This window comes from Sphingomonas sp. BGYR3 (assembly GCF_025153455.1).
Taxonomy (GTDB): Bacteria; Pseudomonadota; Alphaproteobacteria; order Sphingomonadales; family Sphingomonadaceae; genus Sphingomonas.
The window spans coordinates 2210367-2224675 of record NZ_JANZNT010000001.1 but is presented as its reverse complement, the minus strand read 5'-3'; the positions used below and the strand labels follow the sequence as shown (position 1 = coordinate 2224675).

Here is a 14309-nt window from a genome sequence, read left to right as displayed (position 1 = left end):
ACCCCCATCGCAGGGGGGATGGGGATGCGCTTTCTTGACCATGGCGGGGATATAGCCCGGCGCATCCGTGCGATCGACTGGGCGTCGACGTCGCTGGGCCCCATCGAACACTGGCCTCATGCGCTGCGAATCACGCTGGGGCTGGCACTGGGATCGACCTTTCCCACCGCGATCTATTGGGGGCCGGACCTTCGGCTGCTCTACAACGATGCCTGGGCATTCATTCCCGGCGATCGCCACCCCGACTGCATCGGAATGCCCGCGGCACAGGTCTGGCACGACATCTGGGACGCGATCGAACCCCAGTTCCGCATCGTCCTGGAAACGGGCGAGGGTTTTTCGACGTTCGATCAGCTTCTGATGCTCGAACGCGGCGGGGTGCCTACCGAAACCTACTGGAACTACAGCCTGACGCCGATCCGCGATGACAGCGGAAATATCGTCGGCATCTTTAATCAGGGGAACGAAACGACCGAACAGGTGCTGATGCGCCGTCGCCGGTCATCAGAGATTGAGCGCCTGCGCGACCTGTTCGAACAGGCGCCGGGGGCCATCGCCATCCTGTCCGGCCCGGATCATGTCTTTGAAATCGCCAACCAGGCCTATTTCGAACTGGTCGGGCGCAGCGCGATCATCGGCATGCCGGTTGCCGCAGCCCTGCCCGAAGTGGCGGAACAGGGTTTCGTCGCCATTCTGGACCAGGTCTATGCGACCGGTATTCCGTATCGCGCCGAACGCACGCCGGTCACGCTGCAGCGCGGCCCGGATCAGCAGCCGGAAGAGCGCACCCTCGATTTCGTGTTCGAGCCGGTTCGCAGCGCGGATGGCCAGGTCACCGGCATCTTCATCCAGGCACAGGACATTACCGATCGGGCGGCCGCAGAACGCATCGCGCGTGAAAATGCGAGCAACCTTGAGGCCGCGATCAGCATGCGCAGCTTCCTTGCCGATCTCGACGCCCGGCTCCGCTCGGCCCGTGATCCCGCCACCGTGCTGGAAATCACGTCCGCGGCGATCGGGCAGCAGATCGGGGCCGACCGTGCCGGCGTGATCCGGCCCGGCGGTGCGGGGTCGCTCGATTTCGTCAGCTGCTGGACCGGCGGCGCGCTTCCGCCCCTGCTCGGACCGATTCCGTCGGATATCCTCAGCGGCCCGGTGCTCGACCGGTTCCGCCAGGGTCAGGTGGTGGCGATCCGCAACGCGGCGACCGAACCCGAACATGCCGAAACGCGCTCGGCTCGGATGTCGCCGGCCGGGATCGCCGTCCCGCTGATGCGCAATGGCCAATGGGTCGCCAGCTTCTATGTCAGCAGCGCCCAGCCCCGCGACTGGACCGAGGACGAGATCGCGCTGATGCTCGCCGTGGCGGAAACCAGCTGGGACGCGGTCGAGCGGGCCGAGGCGGTCGAGGCGCTGCGCGAGAGCGAGGCAAAGTTCCGCGCCATCGCCAATTCGATCGACCCGATGGTCTGGTCGACCCGCGCCGACGGCCATCACGATTATTTCAACGACCGCTGGTATGATTTCACCGGTGTCCCCGCCGGCTCGACCGACGGCGCAGGCTGGTCGGACCTGTTCCATCCCGACGATCAGCCGCGGGCATGGGAACGGTGGCGGCACAGCCTTGATACCGGCGCGCCCTATCGCATTGAATATCGCCTGCGCCATCGCAGCGGCACCTATCGCTGGGTGCTGGGCCGCGCCGCGCCGGTACGCGATGACCAGGGGCGGATCACCCGCTGGTTCGGCACCTGCACCGACATTCAGGAAATCGTCGACGCCCGCGAAGTGCTAGCCCGCTCGCGCGAGGATCTGGAACTGCTGATCGAAGAACGCACGCGCCAGCTGATGGCGGCCGAGGAACAGCTGCGCCAGGCGCAGAAGATGGAAGCGGTGGGCCAGCTGACCGGCGGCATCGCGCATGATTTCAACAATATGCTCGCCGTCGTGATCGGCGGGCTCGACCTGCTCGAACGGCGGCTGGCCACTGGCGAGCGCGATGTCGGCCGCTATGTCCAGGCCGCGCGCGACGGTGCCGAACGCGCCGCCGCGCTGACCCAGCGTCTGCTTGCCTTTGCCCGCCGGTCGCCGCTTGCGCCAAAGCTGATCGATCCCGGCGCGCTGATCGCCGGGATGACCGACATGCTCAACCGCACACTTGGCGAAACGGTGCGCGTCAGGACGCGGCTCGGCCGCAATCTGTGGCCGGCGCTGGCAGATCCGGGCGAGCTGGAAAACGCGCTGCTCAACCTGTGCGTCAATGCGCGCGACGCCATGCCGGGCGGCGGCACGGTGACGCTTGCGTGCGCCAACGCGACGCTCGATGCTGCGGCCGCCGATCTGTGGCAAGTGACGCCCGGCGACTATATCGAACTGGCGGTTGCCGATACCGGCAGCGGCATGGCGCCTGAAGTCATCGAACGCGCGTTCGAACCCTTTTTCACGACCAAGGCGGTGGGCAAGGGCACTGGCCTGGGCCTCAGCCAGATTTTCGGCTTTGCGCGCCAGTCGGGGGGATCGGTCCGCATTGAAAGCGCGCTGGGTCAGGGGACGCGCGTTGTCCTGATCCTGCCGCGCGCGCCCCTTGGCACGGTCGCATCCGGCCGCGACACCGGCCCAGTCGACCCGGCGGCGATGCCCATGGCCATTCCCGGCGAATCGGTTTTGCTGGTCGAGGATGAACAGCGCGTGCGCTCGCTTTCGCTCGATGCGCTCGTTTCGCTGGGCTATCGGGTGCATGAGGCGACCGACGGACGCACTGCGCTGGCGCTGATCGAATCGGGCTTGCGGCCATCGCTGCTGTTCACTGACATGGTGATGCCCGAAATGGGCGGCCGCGCGCTCGCCGCAGCTGCGGTCGAGCATTTGCCTGGCCTGCCCGTGCTCTTCACCAGTGGCTATGACCGGGATGCGGCCGAACAGGGCGGCGACGGACCCTGGGGCGAGACGCGGCTGCTGGCCAAGCCGTTCGGTATCGTCGAACTGGCCCGCGCCCTTCGCGCCGCGCTTGACGCCGCTGCCCCGCGGGGGGTGGACGCCAGCGCGCCCAGCGCCTAGGGCGCACCCGGTTTTCCTTCATCTGAACAAGGGTTCTCAGTCGTGGCCAATGTCGCAGTGATCGGCGCTCAATGGGGCGACGAGGGCAAGGGCAAGATCGTCGACTGGCTGGCGGAACGCGCCGATGTCGTCGTTCGGTTTCAGGGCGGGCACAATGCCGGCCATACCCTGGTCGTCGGCGACAGCGTGTACAAGCTGTCGCTGCTCCCCTCCGGCATCGTGCGCGGCACGCCCAGTGTCATCGGCAACGGCGTGGTGCTCGATCCCTGGGCATTGAAGGCAGAGGTGGAAAAGCTGCGCGGACAGGGCGTGGCGATTTCGCCCGACACGCTGATGATCGCGGACAATTGCGCGCTGATCCTGCCGTTCCACCGCGATCTGGATGCGATGCGAGAGGATGCGAGCGGAGCGGGCAAGATCGGCACCACCCGCCGCGGCATCGGCCCGGCCTATGAGGACAAGGTCGGCCGCCGCGCGATCCGGGTGTGCGATCTGGCCCATCTGGACAGCCTGGATCCCCAGCTCGACCGGCTGTGCGCGCATCACGACGCACTGCGCGCCGGATTCGGCGTCACGCCCGTTGACCGGGCCGAACTGATCGCCGCGCTCAAGGAAATCGCCGGGTTCGTCCTGCCCTATGCCCGTCCGGTATGGAAAATGCTGGCCGAGGCGCGGGCGGCGGGCAAGCGCATCCTGTTCGAAGGGGCGCAGGGCGTGCTGCTCGACATCGACCATGGCACCTATCCCTTCGTCACCTCCTCCAACACCATCGCCGGTACGGCGGCGGGCGGATCGGGCCTCGGCCCCTCGGCTGTCGGCTTCGTCCTGGGCATCGCCAAGGCATATACGACGCGCGTCGGCTCCGGCCCCTTCCCCACCGAGCTTGAGGATGAAACCGGCGAGCGGCTGGGCGTGCGCGGGCACGAATTCGGCACCGTCACCGGGCGCAAGCGCCGATGTGGCTGGTTCGACGCCGTGCTGGTCCGTCAATCCGTCGCGGTCAGCGGCGTGACCGGCATCGCGCTGACCAAGCTCGACGTGCTCGACGGGTTCGACGAAATCCGCATCTGCACCGGCTATCGCCTGAATGGCGAGCTGCTGGATCATTTCCCCGCCCATGCCGCGGATCAGGCGGCGGTGGAGCCGGTCTATGAAACCATGCCCGGCTGGCACGAATCGACCGCCGGTGCGCGCAGCTGGGCACAGCTGCCGGCTCAGGCGATCAAATATGTCCGCCGGATCGAGGAACTGATCCAATGCCCCGTGGCACTCGTCTCGACCAGCCCGGAACGGCAGGACACGATCCTGGTCCGCGATCCGTTTGCGGATTGATCTGCGCCGTCAGACCCGCACCAGCCCCTCGCTCAGCGCGCGGACGATCGCGCTGATCCGGTCGTTGACGCCCAGCTTGTCGTACAGCCGCCGGACGAACGTATCGACCGTGGCGGGCGACAGGCCCAGGATGACCGCGATGTCGGCATTGGATTTGCCCCGCGCCATCCAGTGCAGCACCTCGCTTTCCCGCGCCGATACCCGCACCGGCTCCTCGCCCCGGTCCGTCAGCAGCTCGACGACGCGGCGATGGCCCATCTGGGCGATGGCCACCATCCGGCCGATCATCATCCGGTCGCCCGGCACCAGATCCCGGTCGAACCCGATCCCGCAATAGGCATCGCGTCCGTTCGGCCCGAACAGCGGGATGCCGACGCCAGCGGGCACCCCCAGCGCCCTGAATGCGTCAAGGAACGCCTGCTGATCCGCATTCAGCGTCTGGGCCGCGGTTGCCGCATCCCATCGCATCGGCCGCCCGGCCTGCATGATGAACTCCGTTACCGGGTCGTGGCGCCGGAAATCGGGGTCGCGATAGCGCTCAATCCACGGTTCGGGGAAACCGAACTGGGAAAGGATCACCTTGTCCCCGGTCTGCGATCCGAATGCGGCGGCGAAATGATAGCTGATCATTGCCGCCCCGCGCGCCAGGATCTCCTCCCGGCACAGGTCGAGCACGCGCGTGATGCGGTTGGCGCCGGTAATCCGGTCGATCCAGCTGGCCAAATGCCACCTCCCCGCTATGCAGGATGCCGCGTCACACCATAAAAATCCAGCGCCGGATAAGCGAATAGCAGAATGAATAACGCAATGCACCATCACGGGCTTTTCCGCCGCCCCAACCCTTGCTATCCGCCGCCCGGCATAGACAGGACTCCATCTGCACGGGCGGTGGATGACAAGGGACCGGGTGGCCAGCCGCCGCCCCCCTGCCGCCCGGCACAATGAACTTTGGAAGGACGCGCATGACCGCCATCGGCCAGGATACGCTCGGCACCCGTGACAGCCTGACTGTCGCAGGCAAGACCTACACCTATTTCTCGCTGCCCAAGGCGGCGGCAAAGCTGGGCGATATCAGCCGGCTGCCCTTTTCGATGAAGGTGCTGCTGGAAAACATGCTCCGCTTCGAAGACGGCGTGACCGTCACGACCGACGATGCGCAGGCGATCGTCGACTGGCAGCAGAACCCGAACGCGCCGGAACGGGAAATCCAGTATCGCCCGGCCCGCGTGCTGATGCAGGATTTCACAGGCGTGCCCTGCGTCGTCGATCTGGCCGCGATGCGCGATGCGATCACGAAGCTGGGCGGCGATGCGGCCAAGATCAATCCGCTGGTCCCCGTCCACCTTGTCATCGACCATTCGGTGATGGTCGACGAATTCGGCACGCCCAAGGCGTTCGAGGACAATGTCGAGCTGGAATACAGCCGCAATTCCGAACGCTACGAATTCCTGAAATGGGGATCGAAGGCGCTCGACAATTTCAAGGTCGTGCCCCCCGGCACCGGCATCTGCCATCAGGTGAACCTGGAATATATCGCTGACGCCGTCTGGTCCTCCACCGCCACCGACGGTGCGATCATTGCCTATCCCGACACCTGTGTCGGCACCGATAGCCACACCACCATGATCAACGGGTTGGGAGTCCTTGGTTGGGGCGTCGGCGGGATCGAGGCAGAGGCCGCGATGCTGGGCCAGCCCGTTTCGATGCTGATCCCCGAAGTCGTCGGCTTCAAGCTGACCGGCAAGCTGCGCGAAGGGATCACCGCCACCGATCTGGTGCTGACCGTCACGCAGATGCTGCGCGCCAAGGGCGTGGTCGGCCGCTTCGTCGAATTTTACGGCCCCGGCCTCGATTCGATGAGCCTGGCCGACCGTGCGACCATCGCCAACATGGCACCGGAATATGGTGCCACCTGCGGCTTCTTCCCGATCGACGGCAAGACGATGGACTATCTGCGCCTCACCGGCCGCGACGAAGCGACCGTGGCGCTGGTCGAAGGCTATGCCAAGGCGCAGGGTCTGTGGCGCGAGGCGGATGCGGTTGACCCCATCTTCACCGACACGCTCGAACTCGACATGGGCACCGTCACCGCCAGCCTTGCCGGGCCGAAGCGTCCGCAGGACCGGGTCAGCCTGGAAAATGTCGACAACGTGTTCAACGGCGACCTGTCGGCGGTCTACAAGAAGGCCGCTGCCGAACGCACGCCGGTCGAAGGCCGCGACCATGACATCGGCGACGGCGACGTCGTCATCGCTGCGATCACCTCGTGCACCAACACGTCCAACCCGTCGGTGCTGGTCGCCGCCGGCCTGGTCGCGAAAAAGGCGAACGCGCTGGGGCTGAAGCCGATGCCGTGGGTCAAGACCTCGCTTGCACCCGGGTCGCAGGTCGTGACCGACTATCTGGTCAAATCCGGGCTTCAGGCGGAACTGGACGCGGTCGGCTTCAACCTCGTTGGCTATGGCTGCACCACCTGTATCGGCAATTCCGGCCCGCTGGCCGAACCGATCAGCCGCGCGATCAACGGCAACAACATCGTCGCCGCCAGCGTCCTGTCGGGCAACCGCAATTTCGAAGGGCGCGTGTCGCCCGACGTGCGTGCCAACTTCCTCGCATCGCCGCCGCTGGTCGTCGCCTATGCGCTGAAGGGAACGGTGACCGAGGACATTACCGAAACCCCGATCGGCGAAGGCACCAACGGCCCCGTCTATCTGAAGGACATCTGGCCGACCAATGAAGAGGTCGCGCTGACCGTGGCGGCGAACATCGACGATGCGATGTTCCGCAACCGCTATGGCAATGTCTATGCCGGCGACGCGCATTGGCAGAAGATCAGCGTCGAAGGATCGGGCACCTATTCGTGGCGCGCCGGTTCGACCTACATCGCCAACCCGCCCTATTTCGAAGGGATGACGATGACCCCGGCTCCGGTCGCGGACATCATCGAGGCAAAGCCGCTTGCCATCCTGGCCGATTCGATCACCACCGATCACATCAGTCCGGCGGGCAGCATCAAGGCGGACAGCCCGGCGGGCCTGTTCCTTCAGTCGCATCAGGTGGCCAAGGCGGACTTCAATTCCTATGGCGCGCGCCGCGGCAACCATGAAGTGATGATGCGCGGCACGTTTGCCAACATCCGCATCAAGAACGAAATGGTGCCCGGCATCGAAGGCGGCATGACACATTACAATGGCGAAGTGATGCCGATCTATGATGCCGCCATGCGGCACAAGGCCGACGGCACGCCGCTGGTCGTGATCGCTGGCAAGGAATATGGCACCGGTTCGTCGCGCGACTGGGCGGCAAAGGGCACGAACCTGCTGGGCGTGCGCGCCGTCATCGCGGAAAGCTTTGAGCGCATCCACCGCTCGAACTTGGTCGGCATGGGCGTCCTGCCGCTTCAGTTCGCTGAAGGCACCAGCCGCGAAACGCTGGGGCTGAAGGGCGATGAACGCTTCACCATCCGCGGCGTCGCCACCCTGTCGCCGCGTCAGGATGTTGAGGTGATCGTTACCCGCGCCGACGGCACCAACGCGACCTTCCATGCCAAGTGCCGCATCGATACCGCCAACGAACTGGATTATTTCCTGAACGGCGGCATCCTGCACTACGTCCTGCGCAAGCTGGCGGCCTGATCGCTGGCGCTTTCGCCCCGGTCTTCGGGCCGGGGCGGCGCTCTGCCACAATTCCGCCCCAAGCCGCTGGCCTAACCCGCTGAAACTTCTGGGGAGTGCATCATGCGGGCCATGGCGATTCTGACGGCGACGTTCCTTCTGGCCACTCCAGCGCTGGCTGCCGCACCGCAGGCGATCACCGGCCGCTGGCTGACCCCCGGCAACAACGCCATGGTCGAAATCGCTCCCTGCGGCACGTCGCTGTGCGGCCGCATCGCCAAAATCCTTGATCCCAAGGCACCGAAAAACGCCAAGGACACGAACAATCCCGATCCGGCCAAGCGCACCCGGCCGATCGAGGGGATGAACATCCTGACCGGCTTTACCGCGGCCAAGGCCGACTGGCGCGGCCAGATCTATGATCCGCGCAGCGGCAAGACCTATCGGTCGATCGTCAAGCGCACCAATGCGGGGCTTGAGGTCAAGGGATGCTGGGGCCCCTTCTGTCAGAGCCAGATCTGGACCCCGGCGAAGTAACGCTCCCGGCCCGCAGCCTCAGCGAAGCGCCCGCCCGGCCACCGCGTCCAGCCTGCCCAGCAATTCCGGATCGCGCACATCCAGCGCGGTGATCAGCGCCGCGTCCAGACAGGTGTCGATGGGACTGGCGGGCCGCACCTCGGGCAGCGCGCGGATCAGGTTCACGACCAGCGCGCGTGCCTTTTCCGCATTGGCCGACAACTGACGGATGACGGCCGCGACATCCACCGCCTCCTCGCCCTCGCGCCAGCAGTCATAATCGGTGACCATCCCGACCAGCGCATAGGGCAGCTCCGCCTCGCGGCACAGTTTCGCCTCCGGCATCGCGGTCATGCCGATGACGTGGCAACCCCATTGGCGATACAGGTTGCTTTCCGCCCTCGTCGAGAATTGCGGCCCTTCCATCACCAGACAGGTCCCGCCGTCATGCACGGTCGCGCCCGCCGCGATGGCTGCGTCGCGGGCCAGCGTGGACAGGCGCGGACAGACCGGATCGGCCATCGACACATGGGCGACCATGCCCGACCCGAAAAAGCTGGACGGCCGGCCGCGCGTCCGGTCGATGAACTGATCAACGATGGTGAACGTGCCCGGCGCCCGCTCCTCGGCCAGCGATCCGACGGAGGAAATGGACAGCACGTCCGTCACGCCCAGCCGCTTCAGCACATCGACATTCGCCCGCGCATTCAGCTCGGACGGGCTGATCCGGTGCCCGCGCCCGTGCCGGGGCAGGAACACGACCTTTACATGGCCGATCCGCCCGACGAACAGCTCGTCCGACGGCTGGCCCCAGGGCGAATGCACCTCCACCCAATGGCCGTCCTCGACCCCCTCGACGCCGTACAGCCCCGATCCGCCGATGATCCCGATCGTCCAGCCGCTCATGCCAATTTCCTTCCGTGGGTCGGCGGGCGTCCTACCCATCCGGACCGCTGCCGCCAAGCCGCTGCGCCGTTCCCGGCGTCAGTTTTCCGGCCGGATCGACGGCGAATAATCCGTTGCCGTCATGAAGATGCTGTCGACCATGCGGACCAGCTTGCCGTTCGCCTCCGATGCCCTGGCCACGGCCTGCCATTCGGGATCGGCGACAAACGCGGCCCAGGCTGCATCGCGGCTGGCCCGATCGGCATAGGCCAGCACGTAAACGACCCGGCCCTCCGGCGCGTCGGCGGACGGCGCATCGTTCCAATAGGCGATGTTGGTCATGCCGTGCCGCGCGAACAGCTTGGTCGTATGGCCCCGGAACCGGGCGTTCAGCGCAGCCAGCTTGCCGGGTTCGGGATAATAGATGCGCAGTTCGAACAGGCGGGTGTCCGCCCCGGCTGTCGGCGCGGGCGGCGCGACGGGCACGGCATCCTGCGCCGCGGCGGGGCGGGGAGACAGCGCCAGCGCGCCGGCAATCACCAACATCGTCCTTTTCATGCCCGCGATCCTAGCATCCGGCGCCCGCGCGACAAGCGCCCGCCCGCCCGCGTTAACCATTTGCCAACCCTTCCAGTCAATAAACCGTCAACCATGATCTTGGTGTGCCAACAGGGGATTTTTGGCCATGGCGATGAAGCTTCAGGTGCGCGGATATGAACTGCCGGGCCTGATCGACCGGATACCGGACGGCGTGACCACGCTGTCGCTCGATTGCTGGGATACGCTGGTCTGGCGCAACACCCATGCCCCGCGCGACGTGATGGCCGATCTGGGCATCGCCGGCGGGCTTGAACCCCGCTTCTGGGCCGAAACCGCCTGTCGCCAGATCGTGAAGAATGCCGAGGGCCGCGACGAAATCGTGATGCCCGACATTTACGGCCGGATGCTCCCCAATGCCGCGCCCGACCGGATCGACGCGCTGATCGAGGCGGAGCTTCAGGCGGAGGAACGCCATGTCTGGGCCTTTGCCCCCACCATCGACCTGATGCGCGCCGCAAAGGCACGCGGCCTGTCGATCATCCTCGTTTCCGACATGTACCTGACCGAGCATCAGCTGCGCCGCCTGGTCGCCCATGCCGCTGGCGACGACGTGCTTGCGCTGGTCGATCGCGTCTTCGTCTCGTCCGCCTATGGCACGCACAAGGCGGGCACCCTGTTCGACATCGTGCTCGATGAACTGGGCCTGCGCCCGGACCAGATGTTCCACATCGGCGACAATCCCCGCGCCGATTATGCCCCGGCGATCAAGCGCGGGATCCATGCCGCCCATCTCGTCCAGTTCGACAAACAGGCCGAACAGCGCCTGCGCCTTGAAAGCGCGGCGGCCACCATGGTCGATCCGACCATGCGCGTCAGCCGCCCGATCCTTCAGCCGCACCGCGCCGCCATTGCGATGCGCCAGGAAACCGACCCGGCCTATTCGCTTGGCCATGACGTGTTCGGCCCATCGCTCCACGCCTTTGCCCTGTGGCTGCGGCAGGAGATTGACGAAATGGCGGCCCGCACGGGCAAGCGGGTGAAGCCGCTGTTCCTGATGCGCGACGGCTTTCTGCCGTGGAAGATCTTTGACGCGACCTTCCCCGACTATGGCGCCCAGCCCATCGAAACCAGCCGCTTCGTCTCGATGCGCGCCGGCATCCACGACGATGCGTCCATCGACACCTATGTCCATGAATGGCTGAACCGCATCCCGCCGGAAGCCGTCGCCCGCAACCTCCTGCTCTTCGAAAATGAGCACAAGGCGTTCACCAAACTGGTCAAGGGCGTCGATCCGCGTCCCGCCTTCGTCAAGGCGATCCGCAATCCCGCCCTGCGCAAGAAAATCCTGACCCGCACGCACAAGTTTGCGGACAAGCTGATCGCGCATCTTGCGCGGGCCGGCGTGGAACATGGCGATGCGGTGATGATGATCGATGTCGGCTATAACGGCACGGTTCAGAACATCCTGACGCCGATGCTGACCAGCCGCATGGGCCTGACCATTGCCGGCCGATACCTGTTCATGCGCGAGGAACAGCTGACCGGCTATGACAAGCGCGGGATGGTCGACATCCGCAACTATGATTTCCGCCTTGTCCAGGCGCTTGGCACCTGTGTCGCGGTCGCCGAACAGCTGTGCAACGTGGCGCAGGGATCGACCATCGACTATCAGGCCGACGGCACGCCGATCCGCGAAAAGGCGGATATCAAGGGGCAGCAGAACGCCACCCGCGACGCGGTTCAGGCCGGGGCGCTTGCCTTTGCCCATGCCGCGAACCAGTCGCTGGGCCAGCGCGCGCCCGCCGCATCCGACACCGTCGATGCCCGCACCCGCATGGCCGCCGCCGCGATGACCCGCCTGTTCTTCATGCCGACGGGCGAAGAGGCAAAGCTGTTCGAAAGCTTCGATCAGGACGTCAATCTGGGCACCAACCAAATGCTGAAATTCGTCGATCGGACCCATGCCGAAACGGGCCTGCGTCGCCGCGGCCTTTCCTACATCAACGAAACCAGCCGGATGTACATTCCGGGCGAGCTGCAAAGCTTCGGCCTGCCGCTCAACCTGTCGCTGTTTGCTGCCAGCCGCTTTGCGCTCGATATCCGCAATTCGGATTTCGAAGTGGGCGGCGTGGACATCCCCGTCATCATGACCAGCGCCGATGGACAGCTGGTGATGCCCTTTACCGCCCGGCCCACCGCCGATGGCTGGTACCGGATCGCCGTGCCGATCGGGGCGGGCAAATTCACCCCCGCCATTCAGCTGGGCGCCATCGCCGAATGGGTGCAGATCGAGGATGCAAGCTGGCACCGGGTCAGCGATTTCGACGACAACGGCCTGCCAAAGGGCGCGCCCGCGACCACGATCACAGAGGGGATGGGCGAAATGGACGACGATCTCTATCGCTGCACGCCCGACGCCTTTCTGCTCGCCCCGGCACCCGCCATCAAGGAGCCACTGGTGCTGACGGTGATCTTCCGCCCGGTGAAATGGCGCGGCACGGCGGCACGGGAACAGGCAACGCTGGCCGCCTGATACGGGAAAATACGCAACGGGCTTAGCGATGCATTTACTGCGGCTGCGCTAACCAATGCCGGGATGGGGATGTTTCGGTTTTCGGCACGGGACATGATGGTCGCGATCGGCGGCGGGGGGGCCTATTGCCTGCTGGCCGCCGGTACCATCTGGCTGACCAGCGACGGGCGCGGTCACGCTGCGCTCTGGCTGGCCGATGCGGTCGTCCTCGCGCTGTTACTCAATCATCGCCGGGTCAAATGGCCGGCGCTGTTGATCGCGGGATGGCTGGGCAATCTGGTCGCCAACTGGGTGATGCGCGGCTGGGCGCCGGTCCTCCCCTGTTATGGTGCCATCAACATGGCACAGGTGCTCTTTGCGGCGCTGATGCTGTCGCGGCGGATGCGGGCGGGCGGGCTTCTGGCCGATGCCCGGATGCTGGGCCACTTCGTCCTCTGGGCGGGCCTTGTCGCTCCATTCTTCGGCGCGCTGGCAGGTGCCTGCCTGACCAGCCTGGCCTTTGGCGAGGCCTTCTGGCTGCAATTCCAGCGATGGTTCCTCAGTAACGGGCTCGGCCTGCTCGTCCTGACACCCTTTGCACAGGGGCTGTTTGCCGGCGACCTGTTCCGCGAATGGCGGGTCAGCGCGCGCGAACAGGCCATCAGGGCGGGTCTGATGCTGCTGATGGCGGCGGTCAGCTATGGCGTGTTCTTCGTCTCGCCCATCCCGCTCCTGTTCCTGCCGTTCGTGCCGCTGTTGCTGATCGCGTTCCGCACCGGGCGACTGGGCGCGCAATCGGGCGTCATGATCGTCGCGGTGATCGGCGCGCTGGCGACCTTGTGGGGCCATGGCCCGCTGCCGGCGACTTCCGACAATCCGGGGTTTCAGGTGTTCGCGCTTCAGGTCTATCTGCTCTGCCTGTCGCTCACCACCCTGCCCGTCGCGGCGGTCGTCGGATCGCGCGCCGATACGCTGGCCGACCTGTATCAGCGCAAGGAAAGCCTGAAACTGGTGATGGCGAACGCGGTCGACGTGCTGCTCGATTTCGATGCCACCGGCCGCTGCCAGTCGGCCCATGGCGCGACAGAGGGGTTGCTCGGCCTGTCCGCCGATGCGCTTGCCGGCGTGCCGGTGATGGCGCTCGATCCTGACCGCAGCCGCCTGCTTGGTCATGCTTGGGCCCGCGCGCTGGCCAGCGATCAGGTCCAGCATGTCGAGATCATGCCGCCGGGTCAGCCCGGGACGACGGCGGAAATCGCGTTCAAGGCGGTGCGCGGCGAACAGTCGGTGCTGCTGGGCGTCGTCGCCACCATCCGCGACATTTCGGACCGAAAGGCCCGCGAACTGGCGCTGGCCCAGGCGGCGGAAACCGATGGCCTGACCGGCATTGCCAACCGCGCCGGATTCGAACGGCAATTGACGCACCGCATGGCCGCCTATGCCGATGGCCCGCTCACCCTCGCCCTGATCGATGTCGACCGGTTCAAGGGCGTGAACGACAGTTTCGGGCATCAGGTCGGCGACATGGTGCTACAGGAAATCGCCCATCGCCTGAAACTCGGCACCCGGCCCGACGATCTGGTCGGGCGGCTGGGCGGCGACGAATTCGTGATCCTCTTTGCCTGCGGCCCGTCGGCGGCACGCATGGCCTGCGAACGCATCGCGGCCGCCATTGCCCGCACGCCCGTCCATGACGACAGCGGCACGGCGGTGCTTTGCTCGATCAGCTGCGGCCTCGCCGCCCATCATCCGGGCCAGACCCCGGTCGATCTGGTGCGCGAAGCCGACAGCGCCCTCTACGCCGCCAAGCGCGAGGGCAGGAACCGGGTCCGCACCGCTGCTTAAGGGGCGGT

General features: G+C 66.0%; 9 protein-coding genes. 6 read left to right on the top strand and 3 right to left on the bottom strand.

Features of this window, described 5'->3' with window-relative positions; all coding sequences use genetic code 11:
• Positions 1-24: 24 nt before the first annotated feature.
• Together NYR55_RS10510 and NYR55_RS10505 are read left to right on the top strand one after the other, a co-directional pair.
• A complete protein-coding gene (locus NYR55_RS10510; protein ID WP_260021248.1) occupies positions 25-3057 on the top strand; it encodes a PAS domain-containing protein in 3033 nt (1010 codons plus the stop codon).
• 42 nt (positions 3058-3099) lie between these two features.
• Positions 3100-4389 (top strand): adenylosuccinate synthase, encoded by a 1290-nt coding sequence (locus NYR55_RS10505; protein WP_260021247.1) that lies wholly within the window; start codon positions 3100-3102, stop codon positions 4387-4389.
• Positions 4390-4398: 9 nt separating this feature from the next.
• Here the strand turns inward: NYR55_RS10505 and NYR55_RS10500 are convergent, their stop codons facing one another.
• Positions 4399-5112 carry a LuxR family transcriptional regulator gene (locus NYR55_RS10500; protein ID WP_260021246.1) on the bottom strand — a complete coding sequence of 238 codons (714 nt, stop codon included), beginning with the start codon at positions 5110-5112 and terminating at the stop codon, positions 4399-4401.
• Between the two features lie 239 nt (positions 5113-5351).
• Here NYR55_RS10500 and acnA point away from each other — a divergent pair, with 239 nt between their 5' ends.
• Both acnA and NYR55_RS10490 read left to right on the top strand, forming a co-directional pair.
• The gene (acnA, locus tag NYR55_RS10495) at positions 5352-8024 is read left to right on the top strand and encodes an aconitate hydratase AcnA (RefSeq protein WP_260021245.1); all 2673 of its coding nucleotides are present in this window, start codon (positions 5352-5354) and stop codon (positions 8022-8024) included.
• Between the two features lie 111 nt (positions 8025-8135).
• Positions 8136-8540 carry a DUF2147 domain-containing protein gene (locus NYR55_RS10490; protein ID WP_260021244.1) on the top strand — a complete coding sequence of 135 codons (405 nt, stop codon included), beginning with the start codon at positions 8136-8138 and terminating at the stop codon, positions 8538-8540.
• 18 nt (positions 8541-8558) lie between these two features.
• Here NYR55_RS10490 and mtnP read toward each other — a convergent pair whose 3' ends face one another.
• Entirely contained in the window at positions 8559-9425 is an 867-nt protein-coding gene (mtnP, locus tag NYR55_RS10485; protein WP_260021243.1) for an S-methyl-5'-thioadenosine phosphorylase, read from the bottom strand.
• Between the two features lie 78 nt (positions 9426-9503).
• Positions 9504-9962, bottom strand: a complete 459-nt coding sequence (locus tag NYR55_RS10480; RefSeq protein ID WP_260021242.1) for an NIPSNAP family protein — start codon at positions 9960-9962, stop codon at positions 9504-9506.
• Positions 9963-10089: 127 nt separating this feature from the next.
• On the opposite strand from NYR55_RS10480, the gene NYR55_RS10475 reads away from it, so the two are divergent.
• Entirely contained in the window at positions 10090-12477 is a 2388-nt protein-coding gene (locus tag NYR55_RS10475) for an HAD family hydrolase (RefSeq protein ID WP_260021241.1), read from the top strand.
• Positions 12478-12570: 93 nt separating this feature from the next.
• Complete coding sequence (locus tag NYR55_RS10470; protein ID WP_260021240.1) at positions 12571-14301, top strand: sensor domain-containing diguanylate cyclase; 1731 nt, start codon at positions 12571-12573, stop codon at positions 14299-14301.
• Positions 14302-14309: the final 8 nt, after the last annotated feature.